Here is a 23629-nt window from a genome sequence, read left to right as displayed (position 1 = left end):
ATTTATACAATAAGAATATGATATCAACAGTAATTTTGCAGGCCCAGGGAAACAATATGTTAAGCACCTTAATACCTATGGTTTTAATCATGGTCGTATTTTACTTCTTCATGATCAGGCCACAGGTTAAAAAAGCAAAAGACCTTAAAAAAATGGTTGAAGCTTTAAAAAAGGGCGATAAAATTGTAACCACTGCAGGTATACACGGTCGCATTGCCGATATGAACGAAACTACTTTTTTAATTGAAGTGGAAGGTGGTACCAAAATCCGTTTTGATAAAACTGCTGTCTCTTTAGATGCAACCAAAGCTGTCGCTCCGAAAGCTGAGGAAGCACCAAAAGCATAAGTTTTCAAGCTATAAATGCAAAAGCCGCATCCTTGTTTGGTGCGGCTTTTGCATTTGAGTATATTTGTTACGAAATGCCCTTTATCAAACTCACAAAAATAGAGCGAAAACGCTTCCTTGTTTTAATCACCTGTTTGTTAATCGCAATCGCAGCGTGGTTGTTTATGGCATTGAACAATAAATATGTGTATACGGCCAAAACGGTCTTAAAGTATAGCAGCATCCCTCAGAAAAAAGCTTTTCATCCCTTACAGCCTGATACAGTAGATTTACAGGTAGAGGGTACAGGCTGGCAACTGCTTTTTGCCCGGCTAAGGGTTAACCCCCAGTCCATCTCCATCAGCCTGGAAAAATTAAACAACAGAAATTTTATCCTGTTTTCTGAGCAATTGTATAACGTGAACAGGCAACTGGAAACCTCACAGAAGATCATCTCTGTAAAACCGGATACCCTGTATTTTGATTTTTCTGAAAAAACGGTAAAGCGGGTTCCGGTTAAGCTAACCTCAAAGTTTACTTTTGTAAAACAGTATGGGGTTTCAAATCCTATTGAAATTACGCCTGATTATGTAACCATCTCTGGTCCTGAACAGGAGCTGGCCAGGATTAAGGAATGGAAAACGGATTCGCTGAATCTTGATGATATACAGTATACCACTAAAAAAGTAGTGGCGATGAGGCAAAGCAGATTAAAAAACGTGAGTATTTTTCCCGCCAGTGTTGAGGTAAAAGTACCTGTTGATGAGTTTACAGAAAAGATACTGGAAGTGCCGCTGAAAATCATCAACAACAGTGCTTATTACAGCATAAAACTGTACCCTAAAAAAGTAAAGGTGACCTTTATGGTGGCCTTATCTAAATATAGCCAGGTGAACGAAGATTTTATAGAGGCAGTTGTGGATATGGATGAATGGAAAAATTTGCACCATGGCCGGTTAAGGGTGAAGATTGTGCGCTTTCCGGATTATTGCAGGTTGATCCAGGTTGTGCCGGGAAAAGTAGATTTTATTATTGAAAAGTAATGTTGAAGATAGGGATTACAGGAGGAATAGGTAGCGGAAAAACAACCGTCTGTAAGGTGTTTGAAACGATGGGTATTCCTGTTTTTTATGCAGATACCGTGGCCAGGCAAATTATGCTGACCGATGAGTTGTTGATCGCAGGTGTTAAAAATACTTTTGGAGCAGAAAGCTATACTGCCGGGGGACTGTTAAACAATAAATATATTGCCGGTATTGTATTTAACCATGCGGATGAGCTGGCTAAATTAAATGCATTGATACATCCCGCTGTGTTCCGGGCCTTTGATAAATGGGTAAAACAAATACCCGCAACTGTTCCCTATGTGCTTAAAGAAGCCGCCTTGTTATTTGAAAGCGGATCGTATAAAATGTGTGACCAGAATATTTTAGTGCTTGCACCGGCAGAGGTTAGGCTGCAGCGGGTAATGGAGCGGGATGGGTTGAGTGCGGAACAGGTGAAAGCCCGGATGGATAAACAATTGCCGGATGAAGAAAAGATCAAACTGGCCGATTATTCCATTCATAACAATGAAACAGATTCACTGATCATCCAGGTGAACAAATTGCACGAACTGTTTTTAAATAGACCTTAATGATACTGGATGATTTTATAGTAGTTACCAAAACAGGCTTGTTTTGTAAGTATGGGGATTTTTACCTGGACCCTAAAGAAATAGTTAAACAGGCGGTGATCTCTCATGCCCATGGCGACCATGCCATTGGTGGTAACCTTGCTGTTTATTGCACAGCAGCAACCGCATTGTTTATGAAACACCGCTATAAAAAGTTTGCAGCCGGGGAGTTCTATCTTAAAACATATTATTCTTCCTTTGACCTGAACGGGGTCAGGATCAGTTTTATTCCTGCGGGGCATATATTGGGCTCGGCCCAGGTTTTAATGGAGTATAAAGGCGTAAAATATCTTTATACAGGAGATTATAAGCTGCAGCCTGATAAAACCTGTGAACCTATGGAGTTTGTTGAGGCGGATGTATTGATCACGGAAACTACTTTTGCCGATCCGGGTACCCAGCATCCTGTGGCAGAAGAAGAAATCCTGAAGTTAAATGCTACGCAGAATAACATCATGCTGGGTGCTTATTCGCTGGGGAAATGCCAGCGACTGATTAGTTTAATGAATGACCATTGTATAGAAAAAAGGATATTGGTACACCACAGTATGCTCCCCTTTGTTAAAATATATGAGCAGATGGGAATAAACCTCGGAAGGTATGAGGCTTACGATCGTAAGGTGATGAAAAATAGCCCTGCCAATATGGTATACCTGGTGCCTCCAATGGTGTTTAGGAGTTATTTTAAGGCAATTAATGTGATCAGGGTATTTGCTACGGGTTGGAAACACCTGCAAAATAACCACGAAATTCAGCTGTACATCTCTGATCATGCAGACTGGAACGACATTCTTTTTACGGTAGGAAAAGTAAACCCTAGTCAGATATGGACCAATCACGGAAGCGGAATTCAATTGAAAAGCCATTTTGAAACAAGTTTGGTCGTTAAATTGCTTAACTGATGAAAGAAGGGGCAGACTACTATTTTAACGAAAATGGTTTGATGGTATTTACTGCTGCATACCACCTTAAACGTGGGTACTGTTGTAAGAATAAATGTAAACACTGCCCATGGGGTTTTGGTAAATCCAAATTAAAGAGCAGGCCGGACGCAGATAAATAAAGGAATAAAAAATGCAGTTGCAGAAAGAAACGCTGACTACCCGATTTGAGAGTATACATCACCAGGTGATTGTAAATGTACTTCATACAGGGAACTGGTGCAATGAAAAATTGAAGCAGGCCATATTGCCTTTTGAAGTAACTACCCAACAATTTAACATACTCAGGATTTTAAGGGGTCAGTATCCCAGTGCCTGTACTGTCAATTTCCTGAAAACAAGAATGCTGGATAAAATGTGCGATGTATCCAGAATCATAGACCGCCTGGTACAGAAAGGCCTGGTGATCAAGGCTTCCAATACCGAGGACAAAAGAGCTGTAGATATCCTGATCAGTGATAAGGGACTGGCCCTGCTGAAAGAAATGGATAAAGACGTGAGTTTATCGGTACTGATCTCCTCTAACTTAAGCGAAGCGGAAGCGCGGCAGCTGAATGACCTGCTGGACAAAATGAGGGGCTAGTGGGCGTGATGACTATGCCCGCTGGTATAAAAACCGATCAGGGCAATGGCTACACCACAGAGTACGGCAATCATTTTACGCCTGCTTACCTTATGGTCAACGCTTGATTCAAACAGAATGGTGGTAGAGATGTGCAGGAATATGCCGATCACAATACCCATGATTTTGTTAAAATAAGCTTCTACACCGCCGATACTTCCGTTGCTGATGCCATAGCTTACATAAAAACCCAATGGCGCCATAATGGCAAATACACTGATGTAAAATATGATGTTGTTCCTGTTGAATTTACTTTGTAAAAGAATACTGGCCAGGGCAAAGGCTGCAGGGATATGGTGCAGGGATATGCCATAAATGAGCGCATTGTGCTGATCTTTTGCCAAAGGCATACCTTCTAAAAAAGCATGCAGACAAAGGCTGATCATTATTCCGTAAGGGAATACCTGGTGGTCGTTATGCTTATGGATATGACCATGTTCAACGCCTTCTGAAAACTGTTCAAGTAGAATCTGTAACAAGAAGCCTATTAAAATGAATATTCCGATTTCTTCATGGTCAGGTCCGTTGTAAGCATCTGGTATTAAATGCAATACCGTGATGGCAAATAAATAGGCCCCACTGAAGGAAAGAATTAATTTCAGTAATTGAGATTTGTCACTTTTAACCAAAAAAATGGCTATGCCTCCTAAAAATGCACTGAGAAATAGAATGAGTAATTTCCAGATTTCCATTATAATTGCGGTTGTATTTTTTTGTAAATTTTGGCTGTACAAAAACCGATTGCAGTGCCCAGCAAAGCACCTGCCATGGTATCAATGGGGTAATGTACGCCTACATAGATCTGAGAAAAAGAAATGATAAAAGCCCATGAAAGGCCGATGGGCAATACGGGTTTCCATTTGTGATAAAAAACAAAAATCAGAAATATGGCGATAGCAAAATGATTGGTTGCATGGGCAGATGGAAAGCTATAGCCGCTTCCGCAAGGTACCCTGTGGAGGATCTGATCCACTAACGTCTGTTCGTTACAGGGTCTTACTCTTGCGACAAAGGGCTTGATCAGCCGGGAGGCAATCATGTCGCCCATGGCAAAAGTAACCAGCAGCATGCCAATGATATATCCTGCTCTTTTTTTGTATTCTACAAAGGAAAAGACAACGATAAAGAGGTAAAGCGGCGCCCAGAAATACCTGTTGCGCATTAAAGGCAGCAGCCAGTCAAAAAAAGGATTGGCAAGGCCCCTGTGTATCTTTAAAAACAGCTCTACATCAAATTGCTGCAAACTTTCTATCATGCTTTTTTACAGATTAAGATCAAACGCTCTGATTTGTTCTCGTCATAGGCTTCCAGCGCATAACTGCCGAATACTGCGCTGATCTGTAAGCCGCTTTTTTGAAACATCCTTTCAAAATCACTAAGTTCAAAAGCTTGTACACGCTCTTCAAATGCAAAGGGTTTGTCGCGGTGTTCGAAATTGATGTGCTTAATGATTTTGCCATTCGTCACAAATTTGCTCAGGTGAAATTCTATGCCTTCAACCGTTTTGGTTTCTTTATGGGTAAGGTTCTTGATAATCTTTTGAGTATTAAAGTAATCAATAACCAGTATGCCATCTGTTTTAAGGCTCTTCCGGAAAGATTTTAAGGCATTGACATGCTCTTTTTCAGTTTCGAAATAGCCAAAGCTGGTAAAAAGATTGAGGGCAATGTCGAAATAGTTGATGAAACACAACTTCCGCATGTCGTGCACAAAAAAATGAAGGTGCTTTTGCTCAAATTGCTGTGCATATTTAATGCTTTGTTCAGAAAGGTCTATGCCGGTTACATCGTATCCTTTTTTATGGAGATAAATGGCATGCCGGCCCCTTCCGCAGGCGATGTCAAGGATGCGTGATTCAGCTGCTGGTTTTAAATAGGCGGAGAGGTTGTCGATTAAAAATTCCGCCTCAGCATCATTACGTTGACTGTAAAGGATATGATAATAAGGGGAATTAAACCAGTATTGAAACCACTTGCGCTGCATAGTTAACCTTTAAAAAGTACAAATATAGTGTTTTGGTCTGCAACAGCTAAGTTTATTTAAACAGCAAATGCCAATTTAAAGCATTTGCTTATTTATGACCCAACTAAAATAATTGGTTCCCTGTTTTTTTCTTATTTTTGGAGAAAACTGAATAACTTGACACTTATAAAATCAATCTCCGGCATCAGGGGCACGATTGGCGGCATTGCCGGCAATGGTCTAACCCCTATAGACATCGTAAAATTTACAGCAGCTTATGGCTCCTGGGTAATCAACAGAACCAACATTAAAAAAATTGTTCTTGGCCGCGACGCCAGGATCTCGGGTGAAATGCTGAACAATCTGGTCATCGGGACGTTACAAGGATTGGGCATTGAAGTGATAGACCTTGGGCTGTCCACAACACCAACTGTTGAAATTGCAGTTCCTATGGAAAAGGCAGGCGGCGGGATCATCCTGACGGCAAGCCACAATCCGAAACAATGGAACGCGTTGAAATTATTAAATGACAAAGGTGAATTTATCAGTGATGCAGATGGAAAAGAAGTGTTGGATATTGCGGAAAAGGCAGCATTTGAATTTGCCGATGTAGACAATCTGGGCAAAGTGCTTAGTGATGATACTTACCTGCAAAAGCACATTGGCATTATCCTGGCATTGCCACTGGTTGATGTGGACGCGATTAAAAAAGCAAACTTTAAAATAGCAATTGACTGTGTAAACTCTACAGGTGGCATTTTTGTTCCGGCCTTATTGAAAGCGCTTGGCGTGGAAACAGTTTACGAATTATACTGTGAGCCAGATGGACATTTTCCACATAATCCGGAACCGTTGCCTGAGAATTTAACTGAAATCGCTAAGGTGGTGCAAAGTAAAAAAGCAGATCTGGGAATTGTAGTTGATCCTGATGTTGACCGCCTTTGTTTTGTTTGTGAAGATGGGGAAATGTTTGGGGAAGAATATACCCTGGTTGCAGTAGCAGATTATATCCTTAAAAATAAACCAGGCAATACGGTATCAAATTTGTCCTCTACGAGGGCCTTAAGGGATGTAACGGAAGCATCGGGTGGACAATACCATGCTTCTGCTGTAGGTGAAGTAAATGTAGTGAACCAGATGAAGGCGACAAATGCCATCATTGGTGGTGAAGGGAATGGGGGAATTATCTATCCTGAATTGCACTATGGCCGGGATGCTTTGGTAGGTATCGCGTTGTTTCTTACCCACCTTGCAAAATTTGGTAAGTCTATTTCTTTACTGCGCAGCAGCTACCCTGAATACCATATCTCTAAAAATAAAATCACGCTTACACCGGAGATGGACATCGATGCTTTATTGATCAAAGTACAGGAGAAATATAAGGATCAGCCCAACAGCACGATAGATGGATTAAAGATTGAATTTGATAAGGAATGGGTACACCTGCGCAGGTCTAACACTGAACCAATCATCCGCATTTACAGTGAGGCTGGTACCGAAACGGTAGCGGAGGGCCTTGCGGCAAAGATCATTTCAGACATCAAAGAAATTTTAAAACTGAATTAACAGAAAAAGAATATTATCATGGAACGGGTTTATTTAGACAATGCCGCCACCACACCTTTAGACAAGGAAGTGATGACGGAGATGGTAAACGTGATGAGCAATTATTACGGAAACCCATCTTCAATTCATGCGCAGGGACGTGAGGTGCGCACCTTGATTGAAAAGGCGCGTAAAACGGTTGCCGGTTTGTTAAATGCTACCCCTGCCGAGATATTTTTTACTTCTGGTGGTACGGAGGCAGACAATACCGCCATCCGTTGTGGCATTGCTGCTTATCAGATTAAACATGTCATTACTTCTAAAATAGAGCATCATGCGGTAGAGCACACCTTAAATATGTTATTAAAACAAGGAGTAATTGATAAGCTGAGTTTTGTTGATATAGATGGAAAGGGCAATGTGAACTATGCGCACCTGGAAGAATTGCTGCAAAACAATGAGCGTTCATTTGTATCGTTAATGCATGCGAACAATGAGCTGGGCACGTTAACAGATATAGAAAGGGTAGGGAATATCTGTGAGCGGTATGATGCCATTTATCATTGTGATACTGTTCAAACCATGGGGCATTACATCCACGATGTAAGAAGATTAAAAGCCCATTTTATCGTGTGTGCTGCTCATAAGCTGCATGGCCCTAAAGGAGCAGGTTTCTTGTTTGTGAACCATAACATCAAAATCAGCCCCATGATCTTTGGTGGTGCCCAGGAACGGAACATGCGTGGAGGTACAGAAAATGTTTACGGAATTGTGGGGCTGGCAAAAGCCCTCGAAATTGCTTATGCCAAGATGGAAAGCCATCAGCAATATATCCAGGATTTGAAGGATTACCTGATGCTTAAATTGAAAGAGATTCCTGATGTTTATTTTAATGGGGAAACCGATGCCGATAAAAGTTTGTACACCATATTGAGTGCTTCCTTTCCAGCAACGGACATGGCTGATATGCTGTTGTTTAACCTGGATATCAACGGCATTTCCGCATCGGGTGGAAGTGCCTGCTCTTCGGGTTCAAATATTGGTTCGCATGTGCTTACGGGGATCCAGGCTGATCCTGGCCGCCCTTCGGTACGTTTTTCTTTCAGTAAATACAATACCAAAGCTGAATTGGACTTTGTGGTAGAAAAAGTAAAAGAAATTGTAGATAAAAACGTTGTGGTTTAAAATAACCTGATATTAATGAAAAGGCCTTGAATTGTTCAAGGCCTTTTTTATGGATTTAGTTCTTCATCATTTTTAGGAAAGCTGCAAGTTTGGCTTTCATGGCCCTGCGGTCTACTATAAAGTCCAGGAAGCCGTGCTCCAATACAAATTCGGCTGTTTGAAAGCCTTTTGGTAAATCTTTTTTAATGGTTTCTTTAATTACTCTTGGACCTGCGAAACCAATTAGAGCACCTGGTTCGGCGATATTGATGTCGCCCAACATGGCATAGGAGGCGGTTACACCACCAGTTGTAGGATCGGTTAATAAAGAGATATAGGGAATTTTAGCCTGGCTTAACAGGGCCAGCTTGGCGGATGTTTTTGCCATTTGCATCAATGAAAATGCGGCTTCCATCATCCTGGCACCTCCCGATTTGGAAATCATCAAAAAAGGAATTTTGTGTTTAATGCTGTAATCGATAGAACGGGCAATTTTTTCACCTACCACTGATCCCATCGATCCGCCAATGAAATTAAAGTCCATGCAGGCCACTACCAGGTCTTCGCCTTCTATTTTACCGTGAGCTGCTCTTATGGCATCTTTTAAGCCGGTTTTAGTCATGCTTTCCACCAGTCTTTCTGTATAGGGTTTGCTGTCCGTGAAATTTAAAGGGTCGCCCGAGGTGAGGTTGGGGAATAATTCTGTAAAATGATTGTTGTCAAATAATACCTGAAAATATTCTTTAGAACCAACGCGCAAATGGTAATTGCAGTATTGGCAAACATATTTATTCTCTAGCAGGTCAGCACTATGCAAGGCCTTTTTACAATTCGGGCACTTGTTCCATAAACCATCCGGTGCTTCTTTCTTTTCTTCTGTTGATGTACTGATACCTTTTTTTTCTCTCTTAAACCAAGCCATGTTATTTGTTGAAAAATGCGAGTACAAAGAAACAAAAAAAAATTAGAACACGCCCAGCTAGTTTAGCATAAATTAATTTGCCCATAGCTATATTTTTCATAACTTCGGCGTATCTAAAAATTAAAAATAATGAGTTTAAAAGGCTATAAAGGCGTAATTTACGGAGATGCCGTTCAGGAATTGTTTGAACAGGCTAAAAAACATCAGTTTGCATTGCCAGCTGTTAATGTTACCGGAACAAATACCATCAACGCTGTAATGGAAACTGCAAAGGCGGTCAATTCGCCGGTTATGATCCAACTTTCTAACGGTGGAGCGCAGTTTTATGCAGGAAAAACATTAAACAACGATAACTTAAAGGCCTGTGTATTGGGCGCAGTATCTGCAGCTAAACATGTTCATTTATTGGCTGAACACTATGGTGTGGCAGTTGTATTGCATACCGATCATGCGGCTAAAAAGTTATTGCCATGGATAGACGGATTGCTTGATCATGGCGAAAAATTCTTTGCAGAACATGGTAAGCCATTGTTTTCTTCACACATGCTTGACCTTTCAGAAGAGTCAATAGAAGAAAATATGGAAATCTCTGCCAAATATTTAGCGCGTATGGCTAAAATGGGTATGACCATTGAAATTGAGCTTGGGGTTACCGGTGGTGAAGAAGATGGGGTAGACAACAGTGATGTAGATAGCTCTAAACTATATACGCAACCTTCTGAAGTAGCTTATGCTTATGAAGAACTGAGCAAAGTAAGCGATAAATTTACGGTAGCTGCTGCATTTGGTAACGTTCATGGCGTATACAAACCAGGTAATGTTAAGTTACAACCCGTTATCCTTAAAAACTCACAGGATTACATCAAAGAGAAATTTGGCCTGACTGCTGAAAAACCGATCAATTTTGTATTCCATGGTGGTTCTGGTTCCTCTCAGGAGGAAATCAGGGAAGCCATTTCTTATGGCGCCATTAAAATGAATATTGACACCGATATGCAATGGGCATTCTGGGAAGGTATACTGGATTATTATAAAGCCAATGAAGCTTATCTACAAGGTCAGATCGGTAATCCGGACGGCGAGGATAAACCGAATAAAAAATATTATGATCCGCGTGTTTGGTTACGTAAAGGTGAAGAGCAATTTGTGGCCCGCTTAACGCAGGCTTTTGAAGATCTGAACTGTAAAGACGCAAGCGATAAATTATAAGTATCATTATAAGCGATTTAAAGCGCCAGGAGGTCAAACCTTATGGCGCTTTTTTTGTAGTTTTAATATGCAGGCTTGTTTTTTTAATGTTGTCAACTCTTATAAGATAAATCTGGATAAATCAACCAATAGAAAATAAAATATACTGATGAATAAGAAAAAAGGAAATAACAGCAGTTTATTTGAACGTTTTGCCAACGGGGCAACTAAATTTACAGGCAGCTCTCCGGCCTTTTTGATGGCCACGGCCATTGTGCTGGTATGGGCCTTAACAGGTCCGCTTTTCAATTATTCTGAAACCTGGCAGCTGGTGATCAACACGGGAACAACCATCGTCACTTTTCTAATGGTTTTTTTAATACAGAAGGCACAGAATAAGGATGGAAAGGCAATACAGTTGAAATTAAATGAACTGATTGCAGCTCATGAGCGGGCAAGTAACCGGATGGTGGATATTGAAGACCTGACCGAAACCGAGCTCGATCAGCTGCACAAATTCTATGTTACGCTTTCTGCCCTGGCAAAGAAAGAAATAGACATTCATTCCTCACATTCTATAGACGCTGCAGTGGAGCTGAATGAAATTAAGAAAATGATAAAATCAAAAAATAGAAAACATGGAAGCGCTGCTGGTAAACAAGATCAGGAATAAAGAAGAACTGGAAAAAGCATTTGTGGTACGGAAAAAAGTATTTGTTGAGGAGCAGCACTGTCCACCAGAACTGGAGTGGGAGCATGAAGAAGAGTCTACTCACTTTCTCGCTGAGATCAACGGAGAAGCCTGCGGGGCCTGCCGCTGGCGTAAAACAGATGCGGGCTATAAACTGGAACGTTTTGCTGTTTTAAAAGAGTTCAGGGGCAAAAGAATAGGGCAGGCCCTGGTAGCAGCTGCGCTGGCCGATTTGCCGGAAAGTGCACATTACATTTACCTCCATGCGCAACTGAATGCCATGCGGCTGTATTCAAGATTTGGTTTTATGGCCGAAGGTGAACAATTTGAAGAAGCAGGTATACCCCATTTTAAAATGGTAAAAAAGGCGTAATTTCACAAAAATACCTTGCCAGAAAAGTGAAGGGCTTCCTGCCATTTCTCCATATCCAGTTTCAGCGGTTCATCTTTGGCCAGCAAATAACTGATCAGTTCTTCGGTGGCCATGTTACCTGTTAAATCATCAGCAGCCATCGGACAGCCTCCAAAACCTTTTAAGGCGCTGTCAAAGCGTCTGCAACCACTCTCATATGCAGCCTGGATCTTTTCATAACGGGTGTTTGGCGTACTGTGCAAATGCAAGCCAATTTCCACATCAGGATAGCGTGCGATCAGGCCTGGTACTATTGCATTGATCTTTTCTGGCGATGAGACGCCTGTAGTATCGGATAACGCCAGGATCTTTGCGCCATGGCTGACCAGTTCATCTGCCCATTTTTCCACGATTTCCAGGTTCCATTCGTCCCCATACGGATTACCGAAACCCATCGATAAATAAATCACAGCTGTTTTTTGCGCTTTGTCACACAGTTCGAGCATTTGTTTAACGGTAGTTACCGCTTGTGCAGTGCTGGAATTGGTATTGCGTTGCTGGAAAGTCTCAGAGATAGAAAAAGGAAAACCAAGGTAACTGATCTCTGTATGTGAAGCTGCAGCTTCAGCGCCCCTTAAATTGGCAATTATGGCCAATAGTTTTGTGCTTGTGGTATGCAGTTCAAGTTTTGCTAAAACTTCAGCGGTATCTCGCAATTGAGGAATAGCTTTCGGCGATACAAAACTACCGAAATCTATGGTGTCAAAGCCAACCTGCAGCAGCAGGTTGATGTAGGCAGCTTTAATGTCGGTATCTATAAAATCATGTATGCCCTGCATGGCATCTCTCGGACATTCAATCAGTTTAACTGGTTTTTGTTTCATTTGGTACAGTTAATTCCTCGGTTATACTTTTTTCTTTAAAAAAGGGGCGGATGATTAGCCTTGTACCCCTGTCGTAACTAAAATAGCTCCATACCCAGTTTACAAATACCACGAGCTTATTTCTAAAGCCGACTAAGGTCATCAAATGTACGAACATCCAGGTAAACCAGGCAAATACGCCTTGAAACCTGATCTTGTGGAGGTCTACCACGGCTCTGTTTCTGCCCACAGTAGCCATTGCACCTTTGTCAAAATATTTAAATTTCTCTACCGGTTTTTTTTCAATAATGTTGAGCAGGTTTTTAGCCAGCAGTTTCCCCTGCTGTATCGCAGCAGGAGCAACACCGGGATGGCCATTGGGGAATTCATCCGTAATCATTGCTGCCACATCCCCAACCGCGTAAATATTTGGGTAACCTTCAACCAAATTAATTTCGTTAACCTTCAGACGGTTTCCCCTTACTATTTTTTCGGCGTCTAACCCTGGCAATACCACACCTTTAACACCTGCCGACCAGATCACCGTTGAAGATGGGATGTGTTGTCCGTCCATCAGGCTAAGCATTCCGCCATCGTAAGCAGAAACACGGGCGTTGTTCATAATAGTGACACCAAGTTCTTCAAGAAATGCTGCAGATTTTTGCTGTGCCTGTACAGACATGGCGCCAAGTAATTCCGGCGAACCTTCAATCAGATAAATATTTACATCATCGATATTAAGGTCAGGATAATCATTTTTAAGTACGTGTTTTTTTAGCTCGGCGAGTGCCCCGGCAGTTTCAACACCTGTAGGACCACCGCCAACCACCACAAAATTCAGCAGCTGCGCGCGTAGCAGCGGGTCTGCGGCTATTTGTGCAGCTTCCAGGTTCTGTAAAATTAGGCTTCGCAGGTTCAATGCTTCAGGAATGGATTTCATGGGCATGGCATTGTGCTCAATCTCTGCCTGTCCGAAAAAATTACTGGTTGATCCTGTAGCAAGTACCAGATGGTCATATTCAATAATGCCGATTGAAGTTTCAATGGTGTTTTCAGCAGCATTGACCTGCTGCACCTCAGTTACCCTGAAGGTCAGATTTTTCTGCCCTTTAAATATTTTTCGCAATGGAAATGCAATCGAGTCTGCTTCTAAACCACCTGTCGCTACCTGGTACAGCAGTGGCTGGAAGGTATGGTAATTGTGCTTATCCAGCATCATCACATCTACGTCTTTATTGCGCAGTTTTTTAGCCAGTTCAATGCCTCCAAATCCACCACCCACAATAACAATTCTTGGTTTGCTGCCTTTTGGAAAATGTTGCTCCATAATCTTGGTTTCAGTAAATATACATAATACTTAAATAACTAATATAACAACAAAAGGCATCCCAAAAAGGATGCCTTTAATTATCATGTTGATGTAATTTACTTATTTCTGTTTTTTCACGTTAACTTCACCTAAATCCAATACAATTGGTGTAGAGATGCATAATGAAGAATAGGTACCGATAATACGACCAATTAGCAGGGCGAATATAAAGCCGCGTATACTTGCACCACCGAAGATAAAGATCACCAGCAATACGAAGAATACAGTTAATGAAGTCAAAATAGTACGGCTCAGTGTGCTGTTCAGTGCAAAGTTGATCAGTGTTTCTTTTTCTTTTCCATGAAGGTCGTCTTTACCTGCTTCAGCGAGTTTCTCACGGATCCTGTCAAATACCACTACTGTTTCTGTCATGGTATAACCCATAACTGTCAGAATAGCAGCAATAAAGTCCTGACCAATTTCCAGAGAGAATGGCAACACACCGTCTAATATGGTATAAAAAGAAAGTACCAGTAACACATCGTGGAACAATGCGATTACCGCACCTAAACCATAGTTCAGTTTCTTAAACCTGACTACGATATAAATGAACATCACCAGGCAAGAGAACAGGATCGCACCATAAGCACTATATACAATGTCGCTCGCAATGATCGGACCTACCTTTTCGTTACTTTCAATAGTGTACCTGACACCGGTTTTAGCCAAACCAGCTTTTAAGGCATTTTCTACAATTTTATCCGCCTGAATATCAGAATCGGTGATGTGGAAAGTAGTGGTGATCTTTAATTCATTGTCTGCACCTGCAGTTTTAACGATGGTTTCCGATTCAGGGAAAACGCCGGCCAGTTGTGCTTTCACATCTTCCGTGTGCATGCCTTTATCGAAGTGAACGATATAAGTTCTGCCCCCCTTAAAGTCGATACCCAGGTTTAAACCGCCATGTTTAAAATAGAAGATAAAACCTAAAACAATGATTATTGAAGATATGGTATAATAAAGCTTTCTGTGTCCGACAAAGTTGAAAGCTATATTTTTAAATGCATGGATGGTGTATTTGTTGCCAAAAGTAATGTTGGCTTTTTTATCCAGCAAAGTATCGAAGATCAAACGGGAGATCAGTACCGCGCAGAATAAAGAAGAGAGGATACCAATACACAGTGTAGTGGCAAAACCCTGAACCGGGCCGCTACCGAATACATAAAGGATGACGCCCAGTACCAATACAGTTACGTTTGAATCGATGATAGACGACATGGCATGTTTAAAACCTTCTTTGATGGCTACCGGAGTAGATTTGCCTAAAGTCAATTCTTCCCTTACACGCTCAAAGATCAGGATGTTCGCATCCACCGATAAACCGATTACCAATACGATACCGGCAATACCAGGTAACGTTAATACCGCACCCAGCGAAACCAGAATACCCATGATGAAGAACAGGTTGATCACCAGGGCCAGATTAGCTACCCATCCTGCTTTGTTATAATACAAAGCCATAAAGATCAGGATTACCACAAAGGCCAGAACAAATGACAGTAAGCCATTGTGTATGGCAACTTCACCAAGAGAAGGACCTACAACGAACTCCCCAACAATTCTTGCCGGTGCAGGTAGTTTACCTGCTTTTAAGATGTTGGCTAAATCCTGGGTGTCGTTTACCGTAAAGTTACCGGTAATGGAAGAAATACCATTAGGGATTTCATTTTGTACAGTTGGCGCAGAATAAACCGTATTGTCCAGTACAATAGCGATTGCTTTTTTATTGTTAGGGTCTGATGAAGCTTCTGCAGTGATCTTTTTCCATTTGGCAGCACCATCACCAGTCATGTACATGGTTACTTCAGGTTTGCCTTTCTGGTCATAATCATGACGGGCATCGCTGATGGCCTCACCACCAAGATCTGGTTTGCCATCCAGTGAAGTAACTTTGATGGCATACAGTTCAAATATTTTATTGGTATTGGCCACACCCAGATCAGCAGGTTTGGCACTCCATATCAACTTATAGGTCTGTGGAATGATCGCAGCAATTTCCGGTCTTTTAAAGAACGCGTTTACTTTAGCTGTATCTTTTTGCGCAGTCCAGCCTACAACTGGTCCGGGACGTAATGCCGGCTGGCCGTTTTCTGCCTGGTAGGTAGGAGGGGTTAATATGGCAAATAGTGGATTAGATTTTGCGGCTTCGTTGGTTTTTAAGCTTAAAGAATCTTTAGCATCTGCTGTTTTAGCTAAGCCTGCAAGCTTACTTCCGCTTTTTGCAGTAGTATCTTTAGCCACACCTGCAGTAGTTGTCGTGTCTTTTAGCGTAAGGGCCAGTGTTTTGTTGATGTTTTCCAGTACGGGATATACTTCCTCGTTCTGGTAAACCTGCCAGAACTGGAGTTCGGCAGAACCCTGTAACAATTTATGGACACGTTCTTTGTCCTGCACACCCGGCATTTCAATCAGGATACGGTTGGTACCTTCTTGTTTCTGCATGTTCGGGCTCACTACACCGAAACCATCAATACGGCTTCTGATGATAATGAACGAGCGGTCAATAGCGCTGGTCGCTTCTTTAGATAAAAAGCTTTTTACTTCATTATTGCTTGCATTGGGCTTTAACAGTTTGGCATTGTCCTGATTAGAGAAAAAATCTACCAGGTTTTTACCTGGTGCCAGTTTTTCATATTCATTAACAAACAAGCTGATGAAATCTTTTCCACCGGCATTCAATTGTTGCTGGGCATTGGAAAGTGCTTTGTTAAAATTAACATCATCTGTATTGCTGGCTAACGATTTCACCAGTTCACCTAATGATATCTCCATCGTTACATTCATACCGCCCTTAAGATCCAGCCCCAGTTTAATTTCTTTTGATTTGCAGAACTGATAATTAAATCCAAAAAGGGGATAAACAGGCACGGTGGCCATGGAGTCTAGATATGCCTTTTCTTTTTCTCCGTCCCCTTTAGCGTAAGCTTTTGCGTCTTTTTCAACTTTAGCTGTAACGAAGTTGAACGAGAGATAATACACACAGACAATACCTAAAAGTATTGCCAAAAATTTAATTAAACCTTTACCCTGCATTTGTTTGTAATTATTAGTCTATATATGCTATATATTTTTTTAACAAGTCGGCAAATCTAATTATTTTTTTAATTAATAGACCACCTTATTGATTTTTTATTATAGGTGCTCAGCTATTTGCGTAATAGTGTTGAAAATGTGTAGGCAAGGTTGTTTTTTTCATCGGGCTGATGTGGCTCAGTATCAACTTCGTCCCAGTTTTTTTGATCAATTTCAGGGAAAAAAGCATCGGCGGCATACTGTGCATGTACCCTGGTCAGGTAAATCTTATCAGTTTTGTCTATAGCCTGCCTGTATATCTCCGCGCCGCCAACGATAAAGACCTCCTCTTCGGCTATGCACAGGGCTAAAGCCTGGTCTAAGGTGTTGACTACTTCGGTACCTGGTATTTCCATCCCGGCTGATCGGGTAATCACAATGTTACGCCTGTTTGGAAGTGGCTTGCCAATGGAATCAAAGGTTTTACGGCCCATGATAATGGTGCGTCCGCTGGTGAGTTGCTTAAAATGTTTCAGATCAGTAGGCAGGTACCATAATAATTCGTTGTTTTTACCAATGGCATTGTTTTCGGCAATGGCCACTACTATAGATACGGTCATACGGCTACTGCTCCTTTAATGTGTGGATGAGGATCGTAGCCTTTCAGGGTAAAATCTTCATATTTAAAGCTGAATATATCCTTTACCTCCGGATTGATTTCCATTACCGGTAATTTTTTTGGTTCACGGCTCAATTGTAACCTGGTTTGTTCAATATGGTTATTGTACAAATGGGCATCACCCAGTGTATGGATGAAATCTCCGTATTGCAATCCGCATACCTGGGCCACCATCATCGTTAATAAGGCATAAGATGCAATGTTGAAAGGAACACCTAAAAATATATCTGCGCTGCGCTGATACAGCTGACAGCTCAGTTTGCCATCGGCTACATAAAATTGAAAAAATGCATGACAAGGTGGAAGGGCCATATTTTCAACTTCCGCAACATTCCATGCCGAAACAATAATCCTTCTGGAATCCGGATTACTTTTAATACTGTTTATAATTTGGGCAATCTGGTCAATATGTCCACCATCGGGTTTAGGCCAGGAACGCCATTGCGAACCATAGACAGGTCCCAGGTCGCCATTTTCATCCGCCCATTCGTCCCAGATGCGCACGCCATTATCTTTCAGGTACCTGATATTAGTATCACCACTTAAAAACCAGATCAGTTCATGGATGATCGATTTCAGGTGTAGTTTTTTAGTGGTCACCATAGGAAAACCTTCCTGCAGGTTAAAGCGCATCTGGTAGCCAAATACGCTGATGGTTCCGGTTCCGGTACGGTCGTGTTTTTGTGTGCCATGATCCAGCACATGCTGCATCAGCTCTAAATATTGTTTCATTTACTTATTTACGGGATACGTGCCATGCAAAAATACATATTAATGTGTAGATATAAAAAAGGGGAAATGTGGATAAGTTGATAACCTTTATTTTTCTAATCTGAAGTTCTTTGTAGTTTTCGTCCATGAAGATCGGATTTTACGTAATTCTTATGGCCGTACTCCTAACCGGATCATACTTTGCCGGCACTACAATGGACAATCCGCTACCAGCTTATGCCGCGGGGGCTACACTTACATTGAGCCTGTTTTTATGGAACATGTCCAGGTATGCAAAAAAAACTGCACAGCGAAAATACAGAGAACGCATGTTTCAGCAGCACATGCGAATGACTTTGCGCAACCAATGGCATTAATACAGGTTAAGCTGTTTGTCTTTTTTTGTAAGTTTACGGCCTGAACAAAAAAAGAATCGCTGATGCTTGCATTTGCCAATGCTAAAATAAATCTTGGTTTAAACGTTACCCGAAAAAGAGCCGATGGTTATCACGATATTGAAACGGTTTTTTATCCTGTAAAACTGAATGATGTTGTCGAGATTACTGATGCTGAAAAGACAGTCTGTATTGTAACAGGGATTGATGTGCCGGGAAACCTGCAGGATAACCTTTGTTTAAAGGCATTTAATATGCTGAAGAAGGATTTTGACCTTCCGGCGCAGCAAATCACCTTGCTGAAAAATATACCTGTAGGAGCGGGTTTAGGTGGAGGCTCATCTGATGCCGCTCAGGTGATCAAACTGGTGAATGATAAATTTAAACTTGGGCTTTCTGCGTTAAAGATGCAAAACTATGCCAGGCAATTGGGGGCTGATTGCGCTTTCTTTATCGAAAACCAACCTGTGTATGCCTTCGGTAAGGGCGATGAGTTCCAGCCGATCGCAATAGATTTGTCAAATTATTATATGGTTGTAGTAAAACCCCCTGTTCATAGCTCTACAACAGTTGCTTATGCTGGAATAAAGCCTGTTATTCCTAGCAGATCGGTAAAAGATTTAATACATTTGCCATTGAAAACATGGAGGGAACATCTTCAAAATGATTTTGAATCAACTGTGTTTTTAAAATATCCGGAAATTGAACAGGTCAAAACTAAACTGTACCAATCGGGGGCCCTCTTTTCTTTAATGAGCGGAAGTGGGGCCAGTGTTTTTGCAATTTTTGAACAGCAGGTCAGTTTACCGGAACTGGAAAAGGGGAATACAGTGTATTATTACGTTTAATTCCTTTTAAAAACAACAGATTTACCATTCATCAATAACATAAAATGCAAGAAGATAATTTCGAAACACTGGCCATACGTTTACAAGCCGAAAGAACCCAATTTAAAGAACATTCGGTACCCTTGTACCTTACTTCAAGTTATAAATTTGACGATGCAGAAGACATGCGTGCCCTTTTTGCCAATGAGAAGGAAGGGAATGTATACAGCCGCTATGCAAACCCAAATACAGACGAGCTGATCCAGAAAATGGCCGTACTGGAAGGATCGGAAGCAGGTTGGGCTACTGCAAGTGGTATGGCCGCAATATTTACTACTTTTTTAACTTTTTTGCAATCGGGTGATCATGTGTTGTCCAGCCGTTCTGTTTTTGGTTCTACGCATCAGCTTTTAAATAATATTTTCCCAAAATGGGGCATCAGTTATACTTATGCCGATCTGGATAAACTGGAAGAGTGGGAAAAAGGCATCAAGCCAAATACGAAAATGATCTTCGTAGAAACACCTTCCAATCCGGGAATTGACATCATTGACCTGGAATGGCTTGCTAGCCTGGCAAAGAAAAATAACATCATGCTGGTGGTAGACAACTGTTTTGCTACGCCTTATTTACAGCAGCCTATAAAATTGGGTGCTGATGTATCTATCCATTCCGCAACAAAGTTCATTGACGGACAGGGGCGTACCCTTGGTGGAATTATCCTTGGCTCTGCAAAACACATGAAAGAGATTGAAGGTTTTGCAAGACACAGTGGTCCGGCTATGTCACCATTCAATGCCTGGCTGCTTTCTAAAAGTTTAGAAACACTGGCAGTACGGATGGACAGGCATTGTGAAAATGCAATGAAGGTGGCAGAATTTTTAGAAGCACACAGCGGCATTAAAAAGGTGATGTATCCGTTTTTACCTTCGCACCCTCAGTATGAAATTGCTAAAAAACAGATGAAACAGGGGGGCGGCATTGTTACTTTGGTAATAGAAGGAGGCGTGGAAGCCGCAAGCCGGTTTATGAACAAATTAAAAATGTTCTCCATCTCGGCTAATCTTGGTGATACACGTTCTATCGCCACACATCCAGCAACCAGTACGCACTCCAAATTGACAGAAGCGGAACGTTTGCAGGTGGGCATTGAGCAGGGGACCATTCGGCTGTCTATCGGTTTAGAACACATCGATGACATCATTGGCGATATCGCAAAGGCTTTGGCATAATTCCTGATTTTAAAATAATAAAAAGCCCCGTATCTTCTTGATACGGGGCTTTTTATTATTTTATTGGATGTAATCCCGGTCCTCATCACTCAGACCACCCTTACTACCCTTATCATCAATTTCCCTGTCATAGGTGCTTACCGTAGTTTTAGGCCGCCCTGCCCAAAAACCAAGTACAAAACCCACAAAAGTGCATACGCCCACAACCAGGAGTTTAGAAATGTCTCTCTTTAAAAAAATGAAATTAAATTCTACCGCATCGGTATTGATCATTAAAAAAATGGTAATCAGAGCGGTGAAAATGATGATAAAGACGGTCTTAGTGCGCATAATCTAAAAGCTATAGTTTAAAATTAACTCTAATATAGGGTTTTGATGATAAATTTTGTTTACGAATACAAATCTGGCGCCTAAATCAATAATCGGCTGATAGCGCAGTACATTCATACTGGTATGCAATTCAAAACCATAGGTTTTGGGTTGGGCTAATGTAGTGCCGGTCCCAATATTCTCATAATGACAAAATAAGCCACCCCTAAAATTCCGGATATAGGCCAGTGGTCCTAATTCTGCATCAGGAAAGGCAATAGGGAGCCTGTAGTTTAATAATAAAGTGTTTTTGAGCATACTGACTGCCCGGATGTTGTTGTAGCCGTATACAGCGTTAATTTCCCTGTCGTACTTTCTTACCCCGGTAGCTGTCTGGTAATTGAAATTAGCCAGAAAGGAATGGTTTTTAAAGAAGCCCGGAAAATAAAGGAAACTTTCGACAGCAAATAAACGACCGTCCAGCTGTTTGTCAAATGGCTGGTGCTGGTAAGTAAACCTTAAAATCTGTGCCCATTTAGGGGCGATGTCGCGCTCAGCCTGGCGTATCGAGTGGCTGAAAGTAAATCCATATTCCATAGGGAACCTGAGGATGGAAATGTAATTGGCAGGCATGTTCTGTGCAGCATAGCGCTGGGTATAACTGGTGGCTGTTTTTAATGAAAAGCTGTAAGTGTCACCAAGGGCGTTCAGGCTGATCGGTAACAAAGCCTGCAACTGGATGTTGTTTTCGCGCCAGTCACCCTGATAGATGCCTTTATTGGTGCTGTAAAATGTTCTTCTGGGCCTGTTGCGGTAAGTCGCACTAAGGATAGGGTAAAAGCTTTTCAGGCTAAAACCCGCATTGTATTCAAAGCGGTCGAGATCTCTATGGTATTCAGCTCCTGCAAAAGCACTGAAGGTATTGAGCAGGTTGTTGGAGTTGAGCTGCAGCCCAAACTGGTATTCATCTTCAATGATGGGGATAATGCTGTGGACATTGAGCAAATTTCCTAAAGCAGCAAAAGGCCTGGACTTGTAAATACTGTCCGGGATCTTTGAAAACACATTTCCTGTATTTTCCTGTTTTTGTGCGGCTTCACCAAAATAGACAAAACTGTTGTTTTCCGGCTGATGGGCTTTAAAAGGGATTTCTGCGATTTCATAACCGGAAGGCATATAATTGTTAAAGGTGATGACTGGTGATCCTTTTTGAACTGATGGATTAAAAGCGCCATATTTTGCGTCGCTTAGCGCGCTTATTTTTTTGGAGTTGATGTCGACGCTGTAAATATTGTCAACTCCGCTGTAATGCGCGTTAAATGCGATTTGCTGGTTAATGAATATGGGTCTTGTGATCTGCTGTTGTGACGGGCTGATGATCTGCCGGCTTTGACCGGACCTGTTGCTGATCCACATTGCTTTTCCCTGCTCGCTAACACTGACGTAGGCTATGGTATTTCCTTCTTCATTAAAGGCAGGCGTTTGCAGGATCAGATTTTCGGGATTTGGGTAAGTGTAAATGATCTTCCCATTTGTCGCATCCAGTTCAACAAGGTTACACTGATTACTGAGGTCGAACCTTACTGCTATGATTTTTTTTCCATCGGCAGAGAGGGAAGGCGAGAAGAGCCTGCTTTTACTGCTTAATTTTTTTACACGCTTATTTTTAATGTTATAGCTGCAGATCACGTTGTAGCTGCGCTGACGGTATCTTGGATCATAACGGACCTCATCCCAGACAATAAGTCCGTTTGCATAACTGAACCAGGGTTGGTCCTGGGGGCCTATGTTCAGTAGCGAAGTTTCATTCTGCTCTTTATCAATAATGGCAAAATGAGGCACATCTGCTTTGCTTTGCTTTAAAGTTAATATGGTGTTTTCCGTTAATCTTACCGGAAGAAAATAGTTGCTTGCATAACTGACCCGTCTGGTTAAAGCGGTGTAGTCTGCTGCCGGAGATGCTCCGGCCTGCGCTGTCCATTTTTCTTTCAGCATGCTGTTGGTCTGCTTAAACCATTTGTGGCTGCCTTTGCCCGTAAATTTTTTTAGGGTATTGGAGAAAGGATAGGGGCGAAATGGGCGACGGCGGATATCGGTAAGCACGCTATCGAAAATTCCTTTGCCTTGTTCTTGCCGGATGTTGGATGCCAGGAGATAGCCAAGCTGGTAATAACCAGGGGTGATGTCTTTGTCGGAACCGAAACTGGCTTTGCTGTAAGAGAAGTTTTTTCCTTCAAGCAACGCCGCCCGATAGGGCATGACCCATGAAGGCTGCCTTCCCCGGCCGGCCTTGGTCAGTGCAGTTTCTATGCTCACTGCATCACCTTCAAAAAACCAGATCGGGATGCTCGCACCAAACCAGGCCAGGTGAACTTCTTCTGGAAAAGGCCGGGCCTTTCCTCCGGTTAGTTTGTCAAATTGAGCTACGTGTCTGAGTTCATGAACAGCCAGGTTGTTGAGCCAGTCCTGACTGTCGAACTGCTGCGGGGGAGTGGTGTAAAATTCTGACTTTTTAGGGCCCAACTGAACGAAGCCGTTCGATATGACTCCACGGTTTTGAAGGAGTACCGGAATGCTTGTTTTTTGCTGGCCCAGACTGCCCCCGACATAAGGATAAATATAGGGTAGCGTATTGGCCATCCGCTGGGCTTCTTTTTCCAGTTCTTCAGGATAGATCACTTTAAAACCGGCCGCGTTGATCTGACGCCATTTTACACTAAGTGGGTTTTGTTCCTGGTTAAAAATCTGCGAAAAAGAGTAATGTGAAATAAAACTTAATATGATTGTTATTTTTAAACTGATTATCAAGTGTTTATTATGTTTAATTTGCTTCATTTAGGGTGT

At 41.8% G+C, this 23629-nt stretch carries 25 protein-coding genes; 14 read left to right on the top strand and 11 right to left on the bottom strand.

Annotation, left to right across the window (positions count from 1 at the left end):
• Positions 1-17: 17 nt before the first annotated feature.
• From yajC to R2Q85_RS05990, 6 genes are all read left to right on the top strand, one after another.
• Complete coding sequence (gene yajC / locus R2Q85_RS06015) at positions 18-347, top strand: preprotein translocase subunit YajC (RefSeq protein ID WP_316810847.1); 330 nt, start codon at positions 18-20, stop codon at positions 345-347.
• Between the two features lie 134 nt (positions 348-481).
• On the top strand, positions 482-1369 hold the full coding sequence (locus tag R2Q85_RS06010) for a YbbR-like domain-containing protein (RefSeq protein ID WP_316810846.1): 888 nt from the start codon (positions 482-484) through the stop codon (positions 1367-1369).
• Positions 1369-1962 carry a dephospho-CoA kinase gene (gene coaE, locus R2Q85_RS06005; protein WP_316810845.1) on the top strand — a complete coding sequence of 198 codons (594 nt, stop codon included), beginning with the start codon at positions 1369-1371 and terminating at the stop codon, positions 1960-1962. Before R2Q85_RS06010 ends, coaE begins: the two co-directional genes overlap by 1 nt.
• Complete coding sequence (locus R2Q85_RS06000) at positions 1962-2903, top strand: exonuclease (protein WP_316810844.1); 942 nt, start codon at positions 1962-1964, stop codon at positions 2901-2903. The genes coaE and R2Q85_RS06000 overlap by 1 nt, the downstream gene beginning before the upstream one ends.
• Positions 2903-3064, top strand: coding sequence for a DUF5522 domain-containing protein (locus tag R2Q85_RS05995; protein ID WP_316810843.1), 162 nt, complete (start codon positions 2903-2905; stop codon positions 3062-3064). Before R2Q85_RS06000 ends, R2Q85_RS05995 begins: the two co-directional genes overlap by 1 nt.
• 11 nt (positions 3065-3075) lie before the next feature.
• Positions 3076-3525 carry a MarR family winged helix-turn-helix transcriptional regulator gene (locus R2Q85_RS05990; RefSeq protein ID WP_316810842.1) on the top strand — a complete coding sequence of 150 codons (450 nt, stop codon included), beginning with the start codon at positions 3076-3078 and terminating at the stop codon, positions 3523-3525.
• On the opposite strand, the gene R2Q85_RS05985 is transcribed toward R2Q85_RS05990, so the two are convergent.
• From R2Q85_RS05985 to R2Q85_RS05975, 3 genes are read right to left on the bottom strand one after another with little or no spacing between them, the layout of a single operon-like run.
• On the bottom strand, positions 3522-4256 hold the full coding sequence (locus R2Q85_RS05985; RefSeq protein ID WP_316810841.1) for a ZIP family metal transporter: 735 nt from the start codon (positions 4254-4256) through the stop codon (positions 3522-3524). The genes R2Q85_RS05990 and R2Q85_RS05985 overlap by 4 nt on opposite strands.
• Positions 4256-4819 (bottom strand): phosphatase PAP2 family protein, encoded by a 564-nt coding sequence (locus R2Q85_RS05980; protein WP_316810840.1) that lies wholly within the window; start codon positions 4817-4819, stop codon positions 4256-4258. Before R2Q85_RS05980 ends, R2Q85_RS05985 begins: the two co-directional genes overlap by 1 nt.
• Complete coding sequence (locus tag R2Q85_RS05975; protein WP_316810839.1) at positions 4816-5547, bottom strand: class I SAM-dependent methyltransferase; 732 nt, start codon at positions 5545-5547, stop codon at positions 4816-4818. The genes R2Q85_RS05980 and R2Q85_RS05975 overlap by 4 nt, the downstream gene beginning before the upstream one ends.
• Positions 5548-5703: 156 nt before the next feature.
• Here R2Q85_RS05975 and glmM point away from each other — a divergent pair, with 156 nt between their 5' ends.
• On the top strand, positions 5704-7092 hold the full coding sequence (glmM, locus tag R2Q85_RS05970) for a phosphoglucosamine mutase (protein WP_316810838.1): 1389 nt from the start codon (positions 5704-5706) through the stop codon (positions 7090-7092).
• Between the two features lie 18 nt (positions 7093-7110).
• Positions 7111-8256: a cysteine desulfurase family protein gene (locus tag R2Q85_RS05965; protein WP_316810837.1), complete on the top strand. Its 1146-nt coding sequence runs from the start codon at positions 7111-7113 to the stop codon at positions 8254-8256.
• 55 nt (positions 8257-8311) lie between these two features.
• Here R2Q85_RS05965 and accD read toward each other — a convergent pair whose 3' ends face one another.
• On the bottom strand, positions 8312-9157 hold the full coding sequence (accD, locus tag R2Q85_RS05960) for an acetyl-CoA carboxylase, carboxyltransferase subunit beta (RefSeq protein ID WP_316810836.1): 846 nt from the start codon (positions 9155-9157) through the stop codon (positions 8312-8314).
• 129 nt (positions 9158-9286) lie between these two features.
• Between accD and fbaA the strand changes: the two genes are divergently transcribed.
• The 3 genes from fbaA to R2Q85_RS05945 all read left to right on the top strand — a co-directional run bounded on the left by fbaA (position 9287) and on the right by R2Q85_RS05945 (position 11409).
• Complete coding sequence (gene fbaA, locus R2Q85_RS05955; protein WP_316810835.1) at positions 9287-10366, top strand: class II fructose-bisphosphate aldolase; 1080 nt, start codon at positions 9287-9289, stop codon at positions 10364-10366.
• Between the two features lie 148 nt (positions 10367-10514).
• Positions 10515-11018 carry a low affinity iron permease family protein gene (locus tag R2Q85_RS05950; protein ID WP_316810834.1) on the top strand — a complete coding sequence of 168 codons (504 nt, stop codon included), beginning with the start codon at positions 10515-10517 and terminating at the stop codon, positions 11016-11018.
• Positions 10984-11409, top strand: coding sequence for a GNAT family N-acetyltransferase (locus R2Q85_RS05945; protein WP_316810833.1), 426 nt, complete (start codon positions 10984-10986; stop codon positions 11407-11409). Before R2Q85_RS05950 ends, R2Q85_RS05945 begins: the two co-directional genes overlap by 35 nt.
• Positions 11410-11411: 2 nt before the next feature.
• Here R2Q85_RS05945 and R2Q85_RS05940 read toward each other — a convergent pair whose 3' ends face one another.
• The 5 genes from R2Q85_RS05940 to R2Q85_RS05920 form a co-directional block, all read right to left on the bottom strand.
• Positions 11412-12272: a hydroxymethylglutaryl-CoA lyase gene (locus R2Q85_RS05940; protein WP_316810832.1), complete on the bottom strand. Its 861-nt coding sequence runs from the start codon at positions 12270-12272 to the stop codon at positions 11412-11414.
• Positions 12253-13578 carry an NAD(P)/FAD-dependent oxidoreductase gene (locus R2Q85_RS05935; RefSeq protein ID WP_316810831.1) on the bottom strand — a complete coding sequence of 442 codons (1326 nt, stop codon included), beginning with the start codon at positions 13576-13578 and terminating at the stop codon, positions 12253-12255. The genes R2Q85_RS05940 and R2Q85_RS05935 overlap by 20 nt, the downstream gene beginning before the upstream one ends.
• Before the next feature lie 102 nt (positions 13579-13680).
• Positions 13681-16653, bottom strand: a complete 2973-nt coding sequence (secDF, locus tag R2Q85_RS05930) for a protein translocase subunit SecDF (protein ID WP_316810830.1) — start codon at positions 16651-16653, stop codon at positions 13681-13683.
• A 113-nt stretch (positions 16654-16766) separates the two neighbouring features.
• Positions 16767-17252 (bottom strand): dihydrofolate reductase, encoded by a 486-nt coding sequence (locus R2Q85_RS05925; protein ID WP_316810829.1) that lies wholly within the window; start codon positions 17250-17252, stop codon positions 16767-16769.
• Positions 17249-18043, bottom strand: a complete 795-nt coding sequence (locus R2Q85_RS05920; RefSeq protein ID WP_316810828.1) for a thymidylate synthase — start codon at positions 18041-18043, stop codon at positions 17249-17251. The genes R2Q85_RS05925 and R2Q85_RS05920 overlap by 4 nt, the downstream gene beginning before the upstream one ends.
• A gap of 152 nt (positions 18044-18195) precedes the next feature.
• On the opposite strand from R2Q85_RS05920, the gene R2Q85_RS05915 reads away from it, so the two are divergent.
• From R2Q85_RS05915 to R2Q85_RS05905, 3 genes are all read left to right on the top strand, one after another.
• Positions 18196-18399: a hypothetical protein gene (locus R2Q85_RS05915; RefSeq protein WP_316810827.1), complete on the top strand. Its 204-nt coding sequence runs from the start codon at positions 18196-18198 to the stop codon at positions 18397-18399.
• Positions 18400-18461: 62 nt separating this feature from the next.
• On the top strand, positions 18462-19265 hold the full coding sequence (gene ispE, locus R2Q85_RS05910) for a 4-(cytidine 5'-diphospho)-2-C-methyl-D-erythritol kinase (RefSeq protein ID WP_316810826.1): 804 nt from the start codon (positions 18462-18464) through the stop codon (positions 19263-19265).
• 44 nt (positions 19266-19309) lie between these two features.
• Positions 19310-20476: an O-succinylhomoserine sulfhydrylase gene (locus tag R2Q85_RS05905; RefSeq protein ID WP_316810825.1), complete on the top strand. Its 1167-nt coding sequence runs from the start codon at positions 19310-19312 to the stop codon at positions 20474-20476.
• Positions 20477-20536: 60 nt separating this feature from the next.
• On the opposite strand, the gene R2Q85_RS05900 is transcribed toward R2Q85_RS05905, so the two are convergent.
• Both R2Q85_RS05900 and R2Q85_RS05895 read right to left on the bottom strand, forming a co-directional pair.
• Positions 20537-20806, bottom strand: coding sequence for a hypothetical protein (locus tag R2Q85_RS05900; protein ID WP_316810824.1), 270 nt, complete (start codon positions 20804-20806; stop codon positions 20537-20539).
• A gap of 3 nt (positions 20807-20809) precedes the next feature.
• Positions 20810-23620 (bottom strand): hypothetical protein, encoded by a 2811-nt coding sequence (locus R2Q85_RS05895; RefSeq protein ID WP_316810823.1) that lies wholly within the window; start codon positions 23618-23620, stop codon positions 20810-20812.
• Between the last annotated feature and the right edge of the window lie 9 nt (positions 23621-23629).

Origin of the sequence: Pedobacter heparinus, assembly GCF_032678725.1 — a bacterium.
Taxonomy (GTDB): Bacteria; Bacteroidota; Bacteroidia; order Sphingobacteriales; family Sphingobacteriaceae; genus Pedobacter; species Pedobacter heparinus_A.
The sequence above is the reverse complement of the archived record's forward strand: the minus strand, read 5'-3'. Positions and strand labels throughout refer to the sequence as shown.